This window comes from Amycolatopsis sp. NPDC102522 (assembly GCF_055584485.1).
The window spans coordinates 16969-36400 of record NZ_JBVJLY010000015.1 but is presented as its reverse complement, the minus strand read 5'-3'; the positions used below and the strand labels follow the sequence as shown (position 1 = coordinate 36400).

At 69.0% G+C, this 19432-nt stretch carries 19 protein-coding genes; 8 read left to right on the top strand and 11 right to left on the bottom strand.

Going from position 1 to position 19432, the window contains the following annotated elements:
- Positions 1-277: 277 nt before the first annotated feature.
- Together serA and ACZ6YV_RS29415 are read right to left on the bottom strand one after the other, a co-directional pair.
- Positions 278-1876: a phosphoglycerate dehydrogenase gene (serA, locus tag ACZ6YV_RS29420; RefSeq protein ID WP_465512687.1), complete on the bottom strand. Its 1599-nt coding sequence runs from the start codon at positions 1874-1876 to the stop codon at positions 278-280.
- 139 nt (positions 1877-2015) lie between these two features.
- Positions 2016-2582, bottom strand: a complete 567-nt coding sequence (locus tag ACZ6YV_RS29415; RefSeq protein ID WP_465512686.1) for a TetR/AcrR family transcriptional regulator — start codon at positions 2580-2582, stop codon at positions 2016-2018.
- Positions 2583-2678: 96 nt separating this feature from the next.
- On the opposite strand from ACZ6YV_RS29415, the gene ACZ6YV_RS29410 reads away from it, so the two are divergent.
- From ACZ6YV_RS29410 to ACZ6YV_RS29390, 5 genes are all read left to right on the top strand, one after another.
- A complete protein-coding gene (locus tag ACZ6YV_RS29410; protein ID WP_465512685.1) occupies positions 2679-3587 on the top strand; it encodes a TIGR03620 family F420-dependent LLM class oxidoreductase in 909 nt (302 codons plus the stop codon).
- Positions 3584-4420, top strand: coding sequence for a TIGR03620 family F420-dependent LLM class oxidoreductase (locus ACZ6YV_RS29405; protein WP_465512684.1), 837 nt, complete (start codon positions 3584-3586; stop codon positions 4418-4420). The genes ACZ6YV_RS29410 and ACZ6YV_RS29405 overlap by 4 nt, the downstream gene beginning before the upstream one ends.
- Complete coding sequence (locus tag ACZ6YV_RS29400) at positions 4404-5360, top strand: ankyrin repeat domain-containing protein (protein ID WP_465512683.1); 957 nt, start codon at positions 4404-4406, stop codon at positions 5358-5360. Before ACZ6YV_RS29405 ends, ACZ6YV_RS29400 begins: the two co-directional genes overlap by 17 nt.
- Before the next feature lie 99 nt (positions 5361-5459).
- Positions 5460-6401, top strand: a complete 942-nt coding sequence (locus tag ACZ6YV_RS29395; protein ID WP_465512682.1) for an NADP-dependent oxidoreductase — start codon at positions 5460-5462, stop codon at positions 6399-6401.
- 80 nt (positions 6402-6481) lie between these two features.
- Entirely contained in the window at positions 6482-7363 is an 882-nt protein-coding gene (locus tag ACZ6YV_RS29390) for a nuclear transport factor 2 family protein (RefSeq protein ID WP_465512681.1), read from the top strand.
- Here ACZ6YV_RS29390 and ACZ6YV_RS29385 read toward each other — a convergent pair.
- From ACZ6YV_RS29385 to ACZ6YV_RS29370, 4 genes are all read right to left on the bottom strand, one after another.
- Positions 7360-7623 (bottom strand): DUF397 domain-containing protein, encoded by a 264-nt coding sequence (locus ACZ6YV_RS29385; protein WP_465512680.1) that lies wholly within the window; start codon positions 7621-7623, stop codon positions 7360-7362. The two genes, ACZ6YV_RS29390 and ACZ6YV_RS29385, sit on opposite strands and share 4 nt — an antisense overlap.
- Before the next feature lie 117 nt (positions 7624-7740).
- Positions 7741-8754, bottom strand: a complete 1014-nt coding sequence (gene ilvC / locus ACZ6YV_RS29380; RefSeq protein WP_465512679.1) for a ketol-acid reductoisomerase — start codon at positions 8752-8754, stop codon at positions 7741-7743.
- 38 nt (positions 8755-8792) lie between these two features.
- Positions 8793-9299 (bottom strand): acetolactate synthase small subunit, encoded by a 507-nt coding sequence (gene ilvN, locus ACZ6YV_RS29375; RefSeq protein WP_005162051.1) that lies wholly within the window; start codon positions 9297-9299, stop codon positions 8793-8795.
- On the bottom strand, positions 9296-11164 hold the full coding sequence (locus ACZ6YV_RS29370; protein WP_465512678.1) for an acetolactate synthase large subunit: 1869 nt from the start codon (positions 11162-11164) through the stop codon (positions 9296-9298). Before ACZ6YV_RS29370 ends, ilvN begins: the two co-directional genes overlap by 4 nt.
- A 321-nt stretch (positions 11165-11485) precedes the next feature.
- Between ACZ6YV_RS29370 and ACZ6YV_RS29365 the strand changes: the two genes are divergently transcribed.
- Both ACZ6YV_RS29365 and ilvD read left to right on the top strand, forming a co-directional pair.
- A complete protein-coding gene (locus tag ACZ6YV_RS29365; RefSeq protein WP_465512677.1) occupies positions 11486-11956 on the top strand; it encodes a PH domain-containing protein in 471 nt (156 codons plus the stop codon).
- A 73-nt stretch (positions 11957-12029) separates the two neighbouring features.
- On the top strand, positions 12030-13874 hold the full coding sequence (gene ilvD / locus ACZ6YV_RS29360) for a dihydroxy-acid dehydratase (protein ID WP_465512676.1): 1845 nt from the start codon (positions 12030-12032) through the stop codon (positions 13872-13874).
- Between the two features lie 102 nt (positions 13875-13976).
- Here the strand turns inward: ilvD and ACZ6YV_RS29355 are convergent, their stop codons facing one another.
- The 3 genes from ACZ6YV_RS29355 to ACZ6YV_RS29345 all read right to left on the bottom strand — a co-directional run bounded on the left by ACZ6YV_RS29355 (position 13977) and on the right by ACZ6YV_RS29345 (position 16359).
- Positions 13977-14519, bottom strand: coding sequence for a DoxX family protein (locus ACZ6YV_RS29355; RefSeq protein WP_465512806.1), 543 nt, complete (start codon positions 14517-14519; stop codon positions 13977-13979).
- Between the two features lie 77 nt (positions 14520-14596).
- Complete coding sequence (locus ACZ6YV_RS29350; protein ID WP_465512805.1) at positions 14597-15421, bottom strand: DUF72 domain-containing protein; 825 nt, start codon at positions 15419-15421, stop codon at positions 14597-14599.
- Positions 15422-15453: 32 nt separating this feature from the next.
- A complete protein-coding gene (locus tag ACZ6YV_RS29345; protein ID WP_465512675.1) occupies positions 15454-16359 on the bottom strand; it encodes a 2-hydroxyacid dehydrogenase in 906 nt (301 codons plus the stop codon).
- 62 nt (positions 16360-16421) lie between these two features.
- Between ACZ6YV_RS29345 and ACZ6YV_RS29340 the strand changes: the two genes are divergently transcribed.
- Entirely contained in the window at positions 16422-17654 is a 1233-nt protein-coding gene (locus ACZ6YV_RS29340) for a PQQ-dependent sugar dehydrogenase (RefSeq protein ID WP_465512674.1), read from the top strand.
- Positions 17655-17706: 52 nt separating this feature from the next.
- On the opposite strand, the gene ACZ6YV_RS29335 is transcribed toward ACZ6YV_RS29340, so the two are convergent.
- Both ACZ6YV_RS29335 and ACZ6YV_RS29330 read right to left on the bottom strand, forming a co-directional pair.
- Positions 17707-17937 carry a hypothetical protein gene (locus ACZ6YV_RS29335; protein WP_465512673.1) on the bottom strand — a complete coding sequence of 77 codons (231 nt, stop codon included), beginning with the start codon at positions 17935-17937 and terminating at the stop codon, positions 17707-17709.
- A gap of 88 nt (positions 17938-18025) precedes the next feature.
- Positions 18026-19423, bottom strand: coding sequence for an alpha/beta hydrolase family protein (locus tag ACZ6YV_RS29330; protein WP_465512672.1), 1398 nt, complete (start codon positions 19421-19423; stop codon positions 18026-18028).
- Between the last annotated feature and the right edge of the window lie 9 nt (positions 19424-19432).

Sequence of the window (19432 nt, the reverse complement as noted above, 5' to 3'; positions counted from 1 at the left end):
CGAGGCCTAGACTCGGAACCTGCCTGCCGCTCGAACACACCCCCGACGGTGAGCCCCGGCGCCGCGCCGTGCCCTTGACGGCGCGATGGTTCGGCCTCGCCGGAAGAACCTATCCGGGGACCAGCCCGACTTCAGTAGGCATTTTTCACCGTTATTGAATCTTGCTCTTCGCAACCCCGCGACTACTGGGGAAAAGTATTCTTGTAACGCCGGTAACGTGTTGCCATATAACGAAAGCCGCGTCCGGGGACGCGGCTTTCGTTACAGGCTTTTCAGGTCAGCCGAAGTTGACGGCCCGGATCGTGTGCGCACCGACGGTCGCGCCGATCGGCTCCAGCAGGTGCGAGTCCACCGAACGGTCCACACGCAACAGCATGACCGCGTCCGCGCCGTCAGTGGTCTGGCTGATCTGCGCGGCCTCGATGTTGATGCCCGCCTCGCCGAGCAGCGTGCCGACGCGGCCCATGATGCCCGGGCGGTCCGGGTACTCGAGCAGCAGCACGTTGCCCTCGGCGCGCAGGTCGAAGTGGCGGCCGTTGACCTCGACCAGCTTCTCGACCTCGTCCTTGCCGGTGACCGAACCGGACACCGAAAGGGTCTGGCCGTCGGCGTAGACCGCGCGGACGGTGACCAGGCTGCGGAACTTGGGGCTTTCGGGCTCGGTGACCAGATCGACCTGGACACCCAGCTCCTCCGCCACGCGCGGCGCGTTCACGAAGGTGACCTGGTCCTCGACGACGCCGGAGAACACGCCGCGTTCGGCCGCGAGCGGCAGCACGCTGACGTCCTCGTTGGACAGTTCGCCCTTGACCACGACGGTGACCGAGGCGGGCGCCTTCGGGTTGAGCGCGGTCAGCACGGTGCCGAGCTTCTGGGTGAGCGAGAGGTACGGCCGGACGTGCTCGCCGACCGTGCCGCCGCCCGCGACGTTCACCGCGTCCGGCACGAAGTCGCCGCGCAGCGCGAGCAGCACGGACTTCGCGACGTCGGTGCCCGCGCGGTCCTGCGCCTCGGCGGTCGACGCGCCGAGGTGCGGGGTGACGACGACGTTCGGCAGGCCGAACAGCGGGCTCTCGGTGGTGGGCTCGGTGACGAACACGTCGATGCCCGCGCCGCCGACGTGGCCGGAGCTCACCGCGTCCGCCAGCGCCTGCTCGTCGATCAGGCCACCGCGCGCGGCGTTGACGATGATGACGCCCTGCTTGACCTTCTTGAGCGCCTCGGCGCCGATCAGGCCCTTGGTCTCCGGGGTCTTCGGCAGGTGGATGGAGATCGCGTCGGCGCGCTCCAGCAGCTCGTCCAGCGTGACCAGCTCGATGCCGAGCTGCGCGGCGCGGGCGGCCGAGACGTAGGGGTCGTAGGCGATGAGCTTGGTGTCGAACGCGGCGAGCCGCTGCGCGAACAGCTGGCCGATCTTGCCGAGGCCGACCACACCGACGGTCTTGCCCTGGATCTCGATGCCGGAGTAGGCGCTGCGCTTCCACGCGCCGCCCTGGAGGCTCTGGTCCGCGGCCGGGACCCGGCGGGCGACCGCGAGCAGCAGTGCGACGGCGTGCTCGGCGGCGGAGACGATGTTCGACGTCGGCGCGTTGACCACCAGCACACCGCGTTCGGTGGCGGCGGGCACCTCGACGTTGTCCAGCCCGACGCCGGCGCGGGCGACCACCTTGAGCGAGGTGGTGGCGGCGAGGACCTCGGCGTCGACCTTCGTCGCGGACCGCACGAGCAGCGCGTCCGCCGTCTTCACGGCTTCGAGCAGCGCGGGACGGTCCGTGCCGTCCACATGCTGGACCTCGACCTCGTCGGAGAAGACACTCAGCACGGAGGGCGCGAGCTTCTCGGCGATGAGGACGACGGGCTTGTTCGGCTTGGTCACGATACGGCTCCCACTATCTGGTCTGTGCCTGCGACTCGGGGCTGATTGGCTTCTCGGCGGGAAAAGTGCCTCGAAGCGGTTGTCGGTCACGCCGTTGTGCCCGTTGCGCCGCAGTTTAGACCGGGTGACGCCGGGATTGTTAACTCGCCCGTAATCCCGCGAAAACGAGATCGAGGAGGCGTTCGAGCGCCTTGTCACCCGAAAGGTGTTCGCTGGCCCAGGAAAGCGCGTGCAGCAGCACCAGTGATTCGTGCGCTGTGACATCCGCCCGGAGCTCACCCGAGGCCTTCGCGCGTTCCACCAGATGGGATACAGCGTCCCGCATGGCGTGACACGACGCGTACAGCGGCGAGGTCTCGTCGTTGAGGACGTCGACCATCAGTTCGGGCAGCCCGCGGTAGCTGGCCGACTGCCTGCCCATCCCGGCGAGCCAGGCTTTCAGCGCGCCCAGCGGCTCCGGCGAGTCCAGGAGTTCGCGAGCGGCCGCGGCCTGCCCGTCGAACTGTTCGCGGAGCACAGTCTCGACCAAGTCCTCCCGCGTCGGGAAATGCCGGTAGAGCGTCCCGATGCCGACACCGGCCCGGCGGGCGATCTCTTCCAGCGAGGCGTCGACCCCATGCGCGGCGAAGGCGTGCCTCGCCTCTTCGAGGAGGCGCTCGTAGTTGCGCCTGGCGTCCGCGCGCAGCGGTTTCTTGTCGGTGTCCATCGCACTCCCGAGCCTAGCCTCGACAAATCGGAGGCACCCTCCGTATAGTCTGACAGCGTAACCGGAGGGTGCCTCATGTTAGCTGGGGAGACTGAAGTGAACCTGATCGAAGAGACCCGTGACCGGCTGGGACCGGTGGGTGTCTGGCTGCCGCTCGGCATGACCCACCCGTCGCCAGACGAGGAGCTGGCGGCGATACGACGACTGGAAGAGCTGGGATACCGCACCGTGTGGGCCGGTGAAGGTCCCGGCAGCCGGGAGCTGTTCGCGCACGGCGGCATCACGCTCGCGTCCACCGAACGGGTGGTGATCGGCACCGGGATCGCCAACATCTGGTCGCGGCCGGGACGCACCGCGCACAGTGGCGCGAGTTCGCTCGCGCACGCCTTCCCCGGCCGGTTCGTGCTGGGGATCGGCATCGGGCACGCCTTCCAGGCCGCGAAGTCCGGTGTGGACTACCGCCCGCTCGAACAGACCCGGGCGTACCTCACCGAGATGGACGAGGCAGCGGCCGAAGCACCGGCGCCCGTGCCGTATCCGCGGATCCTCGCCGCCGTCGGGCCGAAGATGCTCGAACTCGCGCGGGACAGGGCGGACGGCGCGCATCCGTTCGCCCAGCCTTTCGAGCACACGCCGTACTCCCGCGAGATCCTCGGCCCGGACAAACTGCTCATTCCCACTCATTCGGTCCTGCTCGGCGATCGTGAGCAGGCGCGGGAGAACGTGGCGAAGAACATCAAAGCGATGAAGCAGTACGACGTTCCGCACTACTTCAACGGCTGGAAACGGCTCGGCTACACGGACGCCGACATCGACGGGGTCAGCGACCGGCTCGTGGACGGCCTGACCGCCTGGGGCGAGGAAGAGAAGATCGCGGGACGGATCAAGGAACTCGTCGACGCCGGTGCGGACACCGTGCTCGTCACTCCCGACGGGGACGACCTCCCGGCCATCTTGAGCCAGCTGGAGCGGCTGGCGCCGGCGCTGACGGAGGTGACAAGGTGAGCGTCGGGATCTGGACGTTCTCGTTCGACGGCAAGGAAATCGGCGAAGTCCGCGAGGCTGCCTCGGAAGTCGAAGAGCTCGGCTTCGACACGCTGTGGTTCGGGGAATACCTGGGGCGAGAGGCCTTCACTCAGGCGGGACTGCTGCTGGCGGCGACGTCCCGGCTGACGGTCGCCACCGGGATCGCGCGGTTCGACCAGCGAGAACCGGCCACCGCCGCGGCCGCCGGCCGGACGCTCGCCGAGGCCTATCCCGGCCGGTTCGTCCTCGGGCTGGGCGGGCACCGGCCGGGCACGAAACCGCTGGAAGCGATGAGCGGGTACCTCGACGCCATGGACGCGGCCGAACTGTCCACACCGGACTCCCCGCATCGGCGGCTGCTGGCCGCGCTGGGGCCGAAGATGCTCGCTTTGGCCGCGGAGCGCGCCGACGGGGCGCATCCGTACTTCGTCCCTGTCGAGCACACTGTCCGGGCGAGGGAGATCATGGGGCCTTCGGCCTTCCTCGCCGTCGAGCAGGCTGTCGTGCTCGGGTCGGATCGGGAGATCGCGCGGCAGCACGTGTCGATGTACCTGGAACTGGCTCCCCACCATCGGGCGAATCTGCGGCGGTTCGGGTTCACCGAGGAGGACTACGGCTCCGACAGGCTCGTGGACGCCTTGGTCGCCGTCGGGGAGGACGCGATCTCGTCGCGGGTGCAGGCGCATCTGGACGCGGGGGCGGACCACGTCTGCCTGCAGGTCCTGACCGGGGACGAGCGGATCCCGCTGGCCGAGTGGCGGGTTTTGTCGGGGGTGGGCGGTAGCGTGCGGAAGCGTGACGTCACCGGCTGAACTCGCTTTCGAGCAAGCACGGGAACTGGTCGACGCGCGGGACCTCGCCGGTCTCGCGCGCCTGATCGGCGACCTGCCCACACTCGTCCACGCGCACGGGAAGAACGGGAACGACCTGCTCGGGATGGCCGCCGCCACCCGCGACGAGCGGTTGTGCCGGCTCCTGCTCGACCACGGGGCCGATCCGGCGTCGGCCAACGTGCACGGCTGGACAGCGTTGCACCAGGCCGGGTATGTCGGGCTGCCGCTGCTGGTCACGATGCTGCTCGACGCGGGCGCCCCGGTCGGCGTGCCAGCGCGTGGCGACGGCGGGACACCGCTGGTGGTCGCGCTGTTCTGGGGTCACCGCGAGGCCGCCGAGGTCCTGGCCTCGCGTGACCTCGCCCCCGGCAACCTCCGGGTGGCGGCGGGACTCGGCCGGGCCGAACTCCTGGACGAGTTGCTCGCGCCGGACGGCACGCTCTCCCCCGCGGCGGGCGCGCATCGCGAGTTCCACCGGCCGCACAGCGGTTTCCCGGAATGGCGGCCGAGCGACGATCCGGCCGAGATCGTCGACGAGGCGCTTTCGTGGGCCGCGCGGAACGACCGGTCTTCAGCGGTGCGCACCCTGGTGGCGCGCGGCGCGAAGGTGGACGCCGACGTCTATCGGGGAACCGCGCTGACCTGGGCCGCCGCGCAGGGGAAGGCTTCGGCGATCGAAACCTTGGCGGAACTCGGGGCTTCGGTGAACCGTCAGGGCACCTTTGGCGGGCTCTCGCACGGAGAGGGTGTCACGGCGCTGCACCTGGCCGTGCAAGGTGGGCATCTGGCCGCGGTTCGGGCGTTGCTGGCGGCGGGGGCGGACGCGTCCCTTGAGGACTCTTTGTACTCGTCGTCCGCCTTGGGGTGGGCTGAGCACTTCGAGCAGCGGGAGATCTTGGCGGTTCTTCGGGGCTCGTGAGGCGCCGCTCCCCCGCCTCCGCGGCGCTGTCCCGATCCTGACGCCCCTTGGCCCACCCAGGCCTCGCCGAAAGTACGACGCTCACCGAACAATGAGCCCATGCGAGCGATCAGCCAAAACCGCCTGGGCGGCCCCGAAGTCCTCGAACTCGTCGACCTCGAAAGACCCGCCCCCGGCCCGACCCAGATCCTGGTCCGGGTGCACGCCGCCGCCGTCAACCCGGTCGACTGGAAGACCCGCGAGACCGGCGGCATCGGCCCGATGGGCGATCCGCCGTTCGTCCTCGGCTGGGACGTTTCCGGCGTGGTCGAGGAGGTCGGCGCGGGCGCGTCCCTGTTCTCTCCCGGCGACGAGGTCTTCGGCATGCCGTCGTTCCCCTTCCAGGCCGGGGCGTACGCCGAGTATGTCGCCGCGCCGAGCCGTCACTTCGCCCGTAAACCGTCCACTTTGGACCACGTGCACGCGGCCGCGGTCCCGCTCGCTGGGCTGACCGCCTGGCAGAGCCTCGTCGACACGGCGGACATCCAGCCCGGGCAACGGGTTCTGATCCACGCGGCGGCGGGCGGAGTCGGCCATCTCGCGGTCCAGATCGCCAAGGCGCGTGGTGCGTACGTGATCGGCACGGCAGGCGCGGCCAAGCACGACTTCCTTCGAGGTCTCGGCGCGGACGAACTCGTCGACTACCGGACAGCGGATTTCGCCGAGGAGGTCCGCGACGTCGACGTCGTCCTCGACACGATCGGCTTGGAGTACGGGCCCCGCTCCCTCAAGACCCTGCGCCGCGGCGGCAAAATCGTCCAGCTCACCCGGACGAATGACGAGCGGATGCCCGAACTGGCCGCGGCGGCGGGCGTCACCGCCGGGTTCACCCTCGCCGAACCGGATCGCACCGGCCTGCTGGCCCTGGCCGAACTCATCGAGAACGGACGGCTCAAGCCGGTCATCGACACCGTGTTCCCGCTGGAAGAGGCGGCGAAGGCCCAAGAACTCGTGGCGACCGGAAAGACCACGGGGAAGGTCGTGCTGTCGCTCGTCGACTGACCAGTGGACAAGTGGAGTCTGTAGTCCGTATCGTCGAAGGCGGACTACAGACTCCGTTTTTGTCTGACTGGGAGACCTTCATGACCACACCCCGCGACGTCTTCGACAAGCTCTCCGAAGGCATCACCGCCAGAAACTGGGATGAGCTCTTCGCGCTCTACGCCGAAGACGCCGTCGTCGAGAACCCGCAGCGCCCGCCCGTACCGACCCGGTTCGAGGGCCGCGAGACGCTCCGCAAGATCTTCGGCGGAGGGTTCAACGTGCGGATGGGCAGGGCAGATGTCCTGATTCACGGGACAACCGACCCGGAGGTGCTCATCGCCGAGTACCGCAATGTCGGCGAGGCGCTGGACACCGGTAAGTCCTTCGACATCGCCAACATCCAGCTGCTCCGGGTCCGCGACGGGCTCATCGCCCACTCACGCGACTATCACGACTACCTGCGCCTCATCGCGGCGCAGGATGGCCTGGAGGCACTGAAAAAGAGCTACGAAACCGCGGAGCGGGAGATCACGCCGGTCCCGCCGCGCCCGGCGTCGACGGCGGACCCGAAGAGCCCGCGCGGCGTCTTCGAGCGGCTCGTCCACGGCGTCGCGGACGGCGATTGGGCCGGGCTGCCGGATCTCTACGCCGAGAAAACCCATGTCACGCACCCGTTCCTGCCCGGGGCGGAAACCCTGAGGAGCCGGGAAGACCTGCGCGAGCACTTCAAGTTCGGCGAGCAGGGCAAGGTCCGGTTCCAGGTCCGGGATCTGGTGATCCACGAGACCCTCGACCCCGAGGTCGTGATCGGCGAGTTCGACTACCAGGGCACGGCGGGAGACAGCCCGGAATTCCGCGTCTCCAACATCTTCGTGCTGCGCGTCCGCGACGGGCTGATCGTCGAATCCCGCGACTACGCCGACCATCTCGCCATCGCGGCCGCCACCGGGCGGCTCGGAGAACTGCTCGCGCGCGTTTAGCCGGGAAGGTCGAACTCGCCGTCCCGCACGCCCTTCACGAACGCGTCCCATTCCGACGGCGTGAACACGAGGACGGTGTCCTCCGGCTGCGAAGACTGGCGCATCGCGGTGTAGGTGACGCCGTCGGTATGCGGCACCATCGCGTACTCGACGCAGTCTTCGAGGGTGGCGCCGTCCGGTTCCGCCCGGATCCACTGAGCGCCGCTCAAGTCCAGTTCGTGCCGGATATGGGCCTTGTCGTCCACCGGCTGCTCACTCATGGTGCCCACGCTATCGCTTTCCGGTGCGGAAGCTGAAGGGGACTTTCACCGCATCAGATGCAGCGAAGGGGCCCTTCACCGCATTGGATGCGGTGAAGGGCCCCTTCAGCCCAACAACTAGGCGGTCTCGGTGATCGGCCGGTCCACCCACGACATCAGGTCGCGCAGCTTCTTGCCGGTCGCCTCGATCGGGTGCTCGTCACCCTGCTTCTCGAGCTTGGTGAAGTTCGGCCGCCCGGCCTCGTCCTCGGCGACCCATTCGCGGGCGAAGGTGCCGTCCTGGATCTCGCCGAGGATCTTCTTCATCTCTTCCTTGACCGCCGGCGAGATGACGCGCGGGCCGCGGGTCAGGTCGCCGTACTCGGCGGTGTCGGAGATCGAGTAGCGCTGACGCGCGATGCCGCCCTCGTACATGAGGTCGACGATCAGCTTCAGCTCGTGCAGCACCTCGAAGTAGGCGATCTCCGGGGCGTAGCCGGCCTCGGTGAGCACCTCGAAACCGGTCTGCACCAGCGCGGACGCGCCACCGCAGAGAACGGCCTGCTCACCGAAGAGGTCGGTCTCGGTCTCCTCGGTGAAGGTCGTCTTGATGACACCGGCGCGGGCGCCACCGATGGCGGCCGCGTAGGAGAGCGCGAGCGCCTGCGCGGTGCCGGAAGCGTCCTGCTCGACCGCGATGAGCGCCGGGACGCCCTTGCCGTCGACGAACTGGCGGCGGACCAGGTGGCCCGGGCCCTTCGGCGCGACCATGGCGACGTCCACGTTTGACGGCGGCTTGATCAGGTCGTAGCGGATGTTGAAGCCGTGACCGAAGAACAGCGCGTCGCCGTCCTTGAGGTTCGGCTCGATGTCCTTCTCGTAGATCGCGCGCTGCTTGGTGTCCGGCGCGAGGATCATGATCAGGTCGGCTTCGGCGCTGGCCTCGGCCGGGGTGAGCACGCGGAGACCCTGCTCCTCGGCCTTGGCCCGCGACTTCGAGCCCTCGGGCAGACCGATGCGGACATCGACGCCGGAGTCGCGCAGGCTCAGCGAGTGCGCGTGACCCTGGCTGCCGTAGCCGATCACGGCGACCTTGCGACCCTGGATGATCGAAAGGTCCGCGTCGTCGTCGTAAAAGATTTCCACTGCCATGAGGGGTACTACTTCCTTTCCTGACTTACAAACAAAGTTTATCGAGCGGAGGTGGCGGTGATCGAGCGAGACCCCCGGCCGACCGCGACCATTCCGGACTGGACCAGTTCCCGGATGCCATAGGGCTCCAGCATCCGGAGCAGGGCACCGATCTTGTCCGAGGTCCCGGTGGCTTCGACGGTGAGCGCCTCGGGAGACACGTCCACCACCTTCGCGCGGAACAACTGCACTGTTTCGAGGACCTGGCTGCGCACGGTGTTGTCGGCCCGGACCTTCACGAGCAGCAGTTCACGCTGCACGGCTGTGGACTTTTCCAATTCCACGATCTTGATGACGTTGACCAGCTTGTTGAGCTGTTTGGTCACCTGTTCGAGCGGTAGCTCTTCGACGGCGACCACGATCGTCATCCGGGACACCTCGGGATTCTCCGTGGGTCCGACGGCGAGGGATTCGATGTTGAAACCGCGTCGGGAAAACAGTCCGGAAACCCGCGCGAGGACACCGGGCTTGTTCTCCACCAGAACGCTCAGGGTGTGCACGCTCATCGCGCGTCTCCTTCTGCCGCCGCGTTGATCTCCGCCTCAGCCGCGACTTCGTCGTCGTCGAAGAGCGGGCGGATCCCGCGCACGGACATGATTTCGTCGTTACCGGTGCCCGCGGCCACCATGGGCCACACCTGAGCATCCTTCCCCACCACGAAATCGATCACGACGGGACGGTCGTTGATCTCCATGGCGCGCCGGATGGTGGCGTCGACGTCTTCCTTGGTCTCACAGCGGAGCCCGGCGCAGCCGAGCGCCTCCGCGAGCAGGGTGAAGTCGGGGATGCGGTGCTTGTGGGTACCGAGATCGGTGTTGGAGTACCGCTCCGAGTAGAAGAGGTTCTGCCACTGGCGGACCATGCCCAGGTTGCCGTTGTTGATGACGGCGACCTTGATCGGCGCGCCTTCGATGGCGCAGGTGGCCAGTTCCTGGTTCGTCATCTGGAAACAGCCGTCGCCGTCGATGGCCCAGACCTGCTTGTCCGGGACGCCGAACTTGGCGCCCATCGCGGCCGGGACGGCGAAGCCCATCGTGCCGAGGCCGCCGGAGTTGATCCAGGTGCGCGGGTTCTCGTACTTCACGAACTGCGCGGCCCACATCTGGTGCTGGCCGACACCCGCGGTGTAGATGGCGTCCGGGCCGACGAGCGAACCGATGCGCTCGATGACGTACTGCGGGGAGAGCGTCCCGTCCTCGGGCCACTCGTAGCCGGCCGGGTAGTCGTCGCGCCAGGCGCTCGCCTGCGTCCACCAGTCCTTCAGATCCGGCTTCGCGGACTTGTCGGTCTCGGCGCGGACGGCCTCGATCAGCTCGGTGATGATCTCCGCGCAGTCGCCGACGATGGGCACGTCCGCCTTGCGGTTCTTGGAGATCTCGGCCGGGTCGATGTCGGCGTGGACGATCGCGGCGTCCGGCGCGAACGAGGACAGCTGCCCGGTGACACGGTCGTCGAAGCGGGCGCCGAGGGCGATCAGCAGATCCGCTCGCTGCATCGCCGCGACCGCGGAGACCGAACCGTGCATTCCCGGCATGCCGAGGTGCTGCGGGTGCGAGTCGGGGAACGCGCCGCGGGCCATCAGCGTCGTGACGACCGGGATCCCGGTCAGCTCGGCCAGCTCCATCAGCTGGCGTGAGGCGTCGGCCTTGATCACGCCGCCGCCGACGTAGAGGACCGGGCGCCGCGACTTGCTGATCAGCCGCGCGGCTTCGCGGACCTGCTTGCCGTGCGGGCGCAGCGTGGGCCGGTACCCGGGCAGCCGCAGCTCCGTCGGCCAGGAGAAGGAGGTCATCTCCTGCAGGACGTCCTTGGGGATGTCCACCAGGACCGGGCCGGGACGGCCGGTCGAGGCGAGGTGGAAGGCCTCCGCGATGGTGCGCGGGATGTCCGCCGGGTCGGTGACCAGGAAGTTGTGCTTGGTGATCGGCATCGTGATGCCGCAGATGTCGGCTTCCTGGAAGGCGTCCGTGCCGATCAGCGCGCGGGACTGCTGGCCGGTGATGGCGACCACCGGGACCGAGTCCATGTTCGCGTCGGCCAGCGGGGTGACCAGGTTGGTCGCGCCGGGGCCCGACGTGGCCATGCACACACCGACCTTGCCGGTCGCCTGCGCGTACCCGGTGGCGGCGTGGCCCGCGCCCTGTTCGTGACGGACCAGGACGTGGCGGACCTTCGTCGAGTCGAGCAACGGGTCGTACGCCGGGAGAATGGTGCCGCCGGGAATACCGAACACGACTTCCGCGCCCACCGCCTCTAGCGAGCGGACGAGCGACTGCGCGCCCGTGACCCGCACCGGGGTCCCGGCCGGCGGCGCCGGCTTGGGACGAGCTCCAGAGGTGTTCGCTTCAGCTCGCGAGGTGGCACTAGTCATCGCTGTTTGCCTCGTCTTGTCTAGTCACTCGTTCGGGTATTCATTGGCTGGTTCGGCAGTGAATATTGTTCCAGGCAACAAAAAACCCCCGCCGACCGGAGTGGTCGCACGAGGGTCGCGCGTCGACGCAGCGGAGACTTCCCTAAGCGTCGACGCGCTTGGGAAGTACGAGGCCGGTCTGCGTTGTCACGAGAGTGAAGTTAGTCGGTCGCCGTCAAGAGTGTCAACTCTGCGGGACGGCGGTTCCGCATGCTGGACACCTTCGGCGCATGGCGCGACCCGCGTTCGGGGTCCGAAAGGCGGCGGTGCACCATCTTTGACGTGGCCGAAGAAAAGCAGCAAGAACAGGCGAACGAGGCTCCCAAAGCCGTCTTCAAGATTCCGAACACGGCGCTGTTGGCGATCGCTTTCCTCGTCATTTGTGTGACGCCTGTCGCGTTCGGCGACGTGCCGTACCTCCAATGGCTCTACCTCTTCCCGATCGCGCTGGCGGTGTTCGTCATCCGGACCCGCACGACGGCGACGGCCGAGGGACTGGAAGTCCGCACGCTGTTCGGGCGGCGGGACCTGCCGTGGTCCTCCCTCAAGGGCCTCGCCATCACCGACAAGGCGAAGGTGCAGGCGGTGCTGAAGGACGAGTCCAAGATCGCCCTGCCCGCCGTGCGCACCCGCCACCTGCCGGTGATCTCGCTGGTCAGCGCCGGCCACATGGCCGACCCCTCCGGACTGACCGACGACGTCGCCAAGGCCGAGGAGACGGCTCCGGAAAAGGACGAGAGCTCCGGGGAGTAGGATTGGTAGGACCAGTTTGGCGCCGGTTCGTCCGGCAAGGCCCTGGTCCCCATCCCGAACCTTGGAGTCAGCCGTGCCTCAACTCCGTTCCCGGACCACCACCCACGGCCGCAACGCGGCGGGCGCGCGCTCGCTCTGGCGCGCCACGGGAATGACCGACAGCGACTTCGGCAAGCCGATCGTCGCCATCGCGAACTCCTACACCCAGTTCGTGCCGGGGCACGTGCACCTCAAGGACCTCGGCGAGATCGTGGCCGGTGCGGTGAAGGAGGCGGGCGGTGTCGCCCGCGAGTTCCACACGATCGCCGTCGACGACGGGATCGCCATGGGGCACAGCGGAATGCTGTACTCGCTGCCCTCGCGTGAGATCATCGCCGACTCCGTCGAGTACATGGTGAACGCCCACCAGGCCGACGCGCTGGTCTGCATCTCCAACTGCGACAAGATCACCCCGGGCATGCTGAACGCCGCCATGCGGCTGAACATCCCGGTGGTGTTCGTCTCCGGCGGGCCGATGGAGGCGGGCAAGGCCGTGGTCGTCGGCGGGGTCGCGCAGGCGCCGACCGACCTGATCACCGCGATCGCCGCGTCGGCCAGCAGCGAGGTCGACGAAGAAGGCCTGTCCATTGTGGAGCGCTCGGCCTGCCCGACCTGCGGTTCGTGCTCGGGCATGTTCACCGCGAACTCGATGAACTGCCTCACCGAGGCGCTCGGGCTGTCCCTGCCGGGCAACGGGTCCACCCTCGCCACGCACGCCGCCCGCAAGGCACTGTTCGAGGACGCCGGTCGCACGGTCGTCGAACTGTGCAAGCGCTGGTACGAGAACGACGACGAGTCCGCGCTCCCGCGCACGATCGCGTCGAAGAAGGCTTTCGAGAACGCGATGGCCCTCGACATGGCGATGGGCGGTTCGACCAACACGGTGCTGCACGTCCTCGCCGCCGCGCAGGAGGGCGAGGTCGACTTCACCATCGACGACATCGACGCCATCGGCCGCCGCGTGCCGTGCCTGTCGAAGGTCGCGCCGAACTCGGATTACCACATGGAGGACGTCCACCGTGCCGGCGGAATCCCGGCCATCCTCGGTGAGCTGTATCGCGGTGGGCTGCTGAACACCGACGTCCACTCCGTGCACTCCCCGGACCTCGACTCGTGGCTGTCCGCTTGGGACATCCGCGCGAAGGAGCCATCGGCACGGGCAGTCGAACTGTTCCACGCCGCGCCGGGCGGGGTCCGGACCACGGAGGCGTTCTCGACGGAGAACCGCTGGTCCTCTTTGGACACCGACGCTTCAGACGGGTGCATCCACGACGTCGAACACGCCTACACCAAGGACGGCGGGCTCGCGATCCTGCGCGGCAACCTCGCCGAGAACGGCGCCGTCATCAAGTCGGCGGGCATCGACGAGGAACTCTGGCGCTTCGAGGGCCCGGCACGGGTGCTGGAAAGCCAGGAGGAGGCCGTCTCGGCCATCCTCAAGAAGGAGATCCAGCCCGGCGAGGTGCTGGTGATCCGCTACGAAGGTCCGGCCGGCGGCCCCGGCATGCAGGAGATGCTGCACCCGACGGCGTTCCTCAAGGGCTCCGGCCTCGGCAAGAAGTGCGCGCTGATCACCGACGGCCGGTTCTCCGGCGGCTCGTCGGGCATCTCGGTCGGGCACATCTCGCCCGAGGCCGCCGCGGGCGGGGCGATCGGCCTGGTCCAGAACGGCGACCGGATCCTGCTCGACGTCCACGAGCGCCGTCTCGAACTGCTCGTCGACGCGGACGTGCTGGCCGAGCGGCGCGCGAAGATGGAGGCGAGCGAGCGGCCCTGGCAGCCTGTCTCGCGGGACCGGAAGGTCACCGCGGCGCTGCGGGCCTACGCGCGGATGGCGACCTCGGCCGACACCGGCGCCGTGCGGGACCCGAACAAGTAGGGGTCACCTCCCCCAAGTGTCATGAAAGGGTCGTTCAGGACGAAAAATGTCCTGAACGACCCTTTTATGACACGCACGGCACGGGGAGCCCGCGGCAGGTGGTCAGCGGCAGAGGACGATCACCACGACCGAAGCCGCCGCCGTCAGCAGCAGCCCGATCAGCCCGAACGAAAGCGGCCGCTTCCGCCACGGGGTGTTGGCGTCCAGCGCGAGCCGCCCGGAGCCCGCGAGCAGGACGGTCAGCGAGGCCGCGCCCAGCAGGAGTTCGAACTCGAAGCCCTGCCCTTCCTTCTGGAAGAACCCGCCGCCGAACTTCACGAAGACGATGTTCGCGCAGACCCCCAGCAGCGCGGCGGCACCGACCGGGGTGAACAGGCCCACCAGTACGAGCGCGCTGCCGAGCACCTCGCTGATCCCGGTGATCCACGAGAGCAGCGTGGTCTGGCTGGTGTAGCCGAGGCTGCCGAGCACCTTGGCGAAGCCGCCGACCCCAGGTCCGCCGAAAGCGCCGAAGAGGTGCTGGAGCCCGTGCGCGCCCATGGTCACGCCGAGCACCACTCGCAGGACGAGCAGACCGAGGTCGATCCCACCCCGGGTCTCCGCCGGGCCGGGGCCGCTGTCGGCGTCGGCCACGTCCGAGATCATGCTGGTCTGATAGTCATCGCTCACGCGCGAAGGGTAGGGGAAACGAGCCCGTCAAGCGACTGAACCGCCGAAACGGCTCAGAACAGGGTCGCGGGCTCCACCGGTTCGGGTTCGGGCAGCGGGTCGAGGCCGGGCACCAGGGCGCGCACGTCGTCGTGGAACCGGCGGGCGAGCGACGGTGCGTCGTCGTTGTCGGGGGTGTGCAGGAAGATCGTCGGCGACCGGCCCTCGCGCAGCCAGCCGGCGACCACCTCGGTCCACGGGCGCCACCCCTCGACGGTCTCCTCGACGGAGTCGCGGCCCAGGTAGCGGACGACAGGCCGGTCGGTCAGCGCCCGTGTCCGTCGCGGCAGCCGGGGCTTCTTGGCCCAGGCGTCCTGCTCGGCCTCGCTGACCGGCGGCTTCCCGAAGAAGACCACGGTGTCGAACGGCACCCACTCGGCGTCCGCGTCGGTGAGGGTCCTCTCCAGCAGCGATGTCGCGCGGGCGTCGGTGTGAAAGTCGGGATGGCGGACCTCCACGGCCCGTCGGAGGCCGGCGGGGAGCCGCCGCAGGAAGCGGCCGAGCGTGTCGACGTCCGTCGGGCCGAACGAGGCGGGCAACTGGGTCCACAGGACCGCCCGTTCGCCGAGGGGTTCGATCGCGTCCAGGAAGGCTCGCATCTCGGTCTCGACCCCGGTGAGCCGTCGCTCGTGCGTGACGGTCTTGGGCAGTTTGACCACGAACCGGAAGTCAGGGCCGGTCTGCCGCGCCCACGTCACGACGGTGTCCCGGGCAGGGGTCGCGTAGAAGGTGGTGTTGCCCTCGACCGCGTTGCACCAGCCGGCGTAGGCCCGCAGGCGCTCCCCGGACGGCGCTGATCGCGGCACGAACCGCCCGGCCCACGCCTTGTGCGTCCACATCGCGCAGCCGATATGAAGTGTCGCCACGCTGCTCAGTATTCGCCGTGGACCAGGTTCTTCGGCAGCTCCCCGCTCATGTAGTGGCTCAGCTCCCGGACAGCCACCGCGTAGGCGCGCTGCCGCCTCCCGCTGACGGCGCCCGCGACGTGCGGCGTCAGCAGCAGTCCCGGCACCTCCCACAGCGGATGCCCGTCGGGCAGCGGCTCGGGATCGGTGACGTCGAGAGCGGCGCGAAGCCGTCCCGAAGCAAGTTCCGCGACGAGCGCGTCGGTGACCACGACAGGCCCACGCGAGACGTTGACCAGGATCGCGTCATCCGGCATCGCGGCGAGGAACTCCGCGTCGACCAGGCCCCGGGTGTGCTGGGTGAGCGGCACCATCAGCACCGTGACGTCGTGTTCGGGCAGCAGTTCGGGCAGCTCGTCGACGCCGTGCACGTCTTCGCGGGCTGTCGTGCCGACCATCGTGCAGCGCACGTCGAACGTCTCCAGCCGCCGTCGCAGATGCCTGCCGAGGTCACCCGCGCCGATGACGAGGGCCCGCTTGCCCTGCAGGGTGTCGGTGATCCGGCGTTCCCAGTGCTTCCGCCGGTGACCATCGGCGAAACCGCCGAGACCGCGGTAGATCGTCAGGAGGACCGCGACGACCCATTCGGCCGAGCTCCCGCCGTGCGCGCCGCGGCAGGTCGAGAGCAGGACACCGTCCGGCACCTTGCCGACCCAGTCCTCGGCCCCCGCCACCAGCAGCTGCACGAGTTTGACGTTCGGCAGTTCACGCCAGAGTTCCTCGCTGGGCCCCTCACCGGTCACGAGGACCTCGGCCTCGGCGGCCTCGGCGGGCACTGGCTCCCCGCGGCGGTACACCACCGGACGCACGCCCTCGATCTCCGAAAGCGCGGCCACTCCCTCTTCGTCGGGCACGAGCACGGTCACCGTCATGATCGCCACGGTATCGACTACCGCTTACCCTTGGCTCACGTACGCCCACCTAGGCTTGCCTCGTGCGTACCCGGTACCGGCGGAAATGGACCGCGCCGCTGGCCCTGCTGGCCTGCAGCGCGCTGATGCTCTCCGGCTGCGCCGACTTCGACAACACGGCCGCCGGACAGAAGTTCACCCCGGTCAACCCGCCGTCCCCCGAGGTCCCGCCGCAGGTCGGGCCCGGTGGTGACGCGGGCGACTCGGGCCCCGGCGGCCCTGGCCGCGGGAACGGGCCGAACCAGCCGCCGACGCCGGTCCCGCCGCCGCAGGGCTGCAAGGACTTCGACAAGGCCGTCATCGCGACGTGCCTGGACACCGTCGCCGCCGTGGCCGCGCTCCCCGGCGACGGCAGCGCGCCCAGCGGGCTCGCGGGCGAACGCAAGAGCGGCCGGATCATGCTCGCCGCCGCGGGGAAGGACCCGGCCGGCTGGGCCACCATCGCCGTGGACGGCTCCAGCGACGGCGGACTCACCTCGCTCGCGCTCTCCCCCGGTTTCGCCGAAGACCAGCTCGTCTTCGCCTACATCACCACCCCGAGCGACAACCGGGTCGTCCGGCTCGCGAAGGGCCAGACGCCGAAACCGGTGCTGACAGGCATCCCCAAGGGCGCCACCGGCAACCGCGGCGTGATCAGCACCGACGCCAAGGGCGCGCTCCTGGTCGCCACCGGCGACGCGGGCAATCCCGGGCTCGCGGCCGATCCCGGGTCGCTGGCCGGGAAGGTGCTGCGCATCGACACCTCCGGCAAACCGGCGCCGGGCAACCCCACGGCGGGCTCGGCGGTCTTCTCGACCGGCGTGCACTCCCCCGGCGGGATGTGCCGCGACCAGAGCGGTTCGCGCCTTTGGCTGACGGACAGGCTGGCCGACAAGGACGTCCTGTACCGGCTTCGCGGAGGCCAGCCGCTGACCACCCCTGCGTGGAGCTGGACCGACAAGCCCGGCGTGGCGGGCTGTGCGGACTTCGTCGGTCCCACCGGCTACCTCACCCTCACGACGTCGATCGCGGGCAACCTGCAGAACCTGCCGGTCACCCCGGACGGCGCGGTGACCGGGAAACCCAACGTCCTCATGGACGGCAAGGTCGGCAAGCCGCCGAGGACCTTCGGCAGGCTGTCCGCGCTGAGCATGATCAACCCGCAGATGGCACTGACCGGGACCCTCAACAAGGACGGCGGGGCACCCGTTTCGAGCGACGACCGCGTCCTCATCGTCACGCCGTCGACCAGTGCCGGCACCGGAGGCAAGGACTAGCGAAAGGGGGCTGGGCCGATATCCGGCCCAGCCCCCTTTTTTCGATGCCGGATCAGCCGCCGATCGAGTAGGCGTACAGGTGCCAGCCGTCGTCCTGGGTGTACTGGCACCTGGTGCGCACATCGCTGGACGCCCACGCGTCGGCCGCGACGAGGCACTGCGCTTCCGTGGGATACCTGTCGATGTACACCCAGTCGACGGCCGACGCGGTGCCGGTGGCACCGCCGAACAGGATGGCCGCGGTTGCGGTCAAGATGGCGATTCGCCCCAGTGTCTTCTTCACCTCAAGATCATCCCAGGATCGAGGTGACCATATCGGCGCTTTTCGGAAATTCGCCCACAAGATGTCCGAACAGGTGGGTTCCCCACGGTCATCGGGACGGTCGCGGGAACACCGGCGGGGTGAACCGCGTGAACGACGGCGGCATGGCCTTTTCCTCGCCCTGCGGGTCGAACAGGTCCGACACGAGCCGGTACGCCGTCCCGAGCGCGGTCGCGGCGGCGGTGAGCAGGCGCGGGTCGGTGACGGGCCAGCGGCCGGTGTCCACACGGGACAGCAGGGTGCGCAACAGGACGATCTCCTCGGCCGCGTTGAACGAGCAGTGGCCGCCCCGGTCGACGTAGGTCTGCCTCAGCAGGCCGGGATCGCCATGGCGCCGGACCTGCTCGCCGTACCACCGGGCCTGGCCCGGCACCGCGCCACCGTCGCCGGTGGTGTGCGCGGTCAGCACGGGTGACGGCGTGGTCCCGCGCGCCACGGTGTGGCGGTTCAGGTAGGCCCGCGCCTTCGGATCCGCCGCGATCCGCGGGGCCGCGGCGAGGCGATCCAGGTCGGCTTCCAGATTTACGCCGCCCACCCGATAGGCGTGCCGGACCAGGTCGAGACCGGTGGACCGGGTGAGCAGTCGCCGGTAGTCGATCCCGGCGTTCGACGACGGGTTTCCACCGGCCCTGCGCTCGATCTCGGGACGCGCGGCCGGTCCGTAGCCGTACAGGTAGGCCCCGGTGACCCACATCGCTTGCTGGGCGAGGCGGTCCGCGAGCGCCACCGGCTCCGGTTCGTGAGCGAGCGCCCAGCCCGGAATGGTCCCGAGCGCTCCGGCCAACGCGATGCGAGCCCGGCCCGCGCCGGTCTTCTGGGCTTCCGTCACCACGGCTTCGAGCGCCGCCTGGGCGCCCTGCGGATCGCGGGGGCGGACCAGGTCGATGTCCGCGTCCGGCGCCAGCAGGGTCTTGAGCGCGAAGAGCATGTCCAGCCCGCTGTTCCAGGTGCCGTTCGCATCGTACTCACCGCATTGCGTCAGCACGCCGTCGAAACGGCCAGGGTTGTCCTCGGCCAGCTTCAGGGAGATGACGGCGCCCATGGACATCCCGCTGGTGATTGTCCGCCGCGGCTTGCCCACGGTGGCCTGGAACCAGTCCAGCAGGGCGAGCTGATCGGCCCGCGCCTCCTCGATCACGTGCCCGAAGACGCCGGTGTAGTTCGACGCGGCCAGCGCGTAGCCGTGTTCGAGCAGCCAGGTCTCGGTCTCGGGCCGGGTGGCCAGCGCGATCCGCTCCGGCTTCCATGGCTCCACGTAGAGGCCGTGGCTGTAAAGCACCAGGGTGCCGTTCCAGCGTTTCGGCACTTTGACCAGGTAATCCGCGCCGCCGATCGTGCCCCTGTGCTCGCGCCGGCGTTCTTCGGCGGTGGCGGGCACCGCGGTGACCAGTGCGCCGAACAGCAACGCGACGAGCACGACGGCGAGCGTCCTGCGTGAGTGAGTCATACCGGAAAA

Bases quoted from the DNA above. Each gene is read 5' to 3' on its own strand.
- ACZ6YV_RS29370 (WP_465512678.1), bottom strand. From the start codon at position 11,164: ATGACTAGTGCCACCTCGCGAGCTGAAGCGAACACCTCTGGAGCTCGT.
- ilvC (WP_465512679.1), bottom strand. From the start codon at position 8,754: ATGGCAGTGGAAATCTTTTACGACGACGACGCGGACCTTTCGATCATC.
- ACZ6YV_RS29350 (WP_465512805.1), bottom strand. From the start codon at position 15,421: ATGTGGACGCACAAGGCGTGGGCCGGGCGGTTCGTGCCGCGATCAGCG.
- ACZ6YV_RS29355 (WP_465512806.1), bottom strand. From the start codon at position 14,519: ATGATCTCGGACGTGGCCGACGCCGACAGCGGCCCCGGCCCGGCGGAG.
- ACZ6YV_RS29385 (WP_465512680.1), bottom strand. From the start codon at position 7,623: ATGAGTGAGCAGCCGGTGGACGACAAGGCCCATATCCGGCACGAACTG.
- ACZ6YV_RS29330 (WP_465512672.1), bottom strand. From the start codon at position 19,423: ATGACTCACTCACGCAGGACGCTCGCCGTCGTGCTCGTCGCGTTGCTG.
- ACZ6YV_RS29415 (WP_465512686.1), bottom strand. From the start codon at position 2,582: ATGGACACCGACAAGAAACCGCTGCGCGCGGACGCCAGGCGCAACTAC.
- ACZ6YV_RS29395 (WP_465512682.1), top strand. From the start codon at position 5,460: ATGCGAGCGATCAGCCAAAACCGCCTGGGCGGCCCCGAAGTCCTCGAA.
- ACZ6YV_RS29345 (WP_465512675.1), bottom strand. From the start codon at position 16,359: ATGACGGTGACCGTGCTCGTGCCCGACGAAGAGGGAGTGGCCGCGCTT.
- ilvN (WP_005162051.1), bottom strand. From the start codon at position 9,299: ATGAGCGTGCACACCCTGAGCGTTCTGGTGGAGAACAAGCCCGGTGTC.
- ACZ6YV_RS29390 (WP_465512681.1), top strand. From the start codon at position 6,482: ATGACCACACCCCGCGACGTCTTCGACAAGCTCTCCGAAGGCATCACC.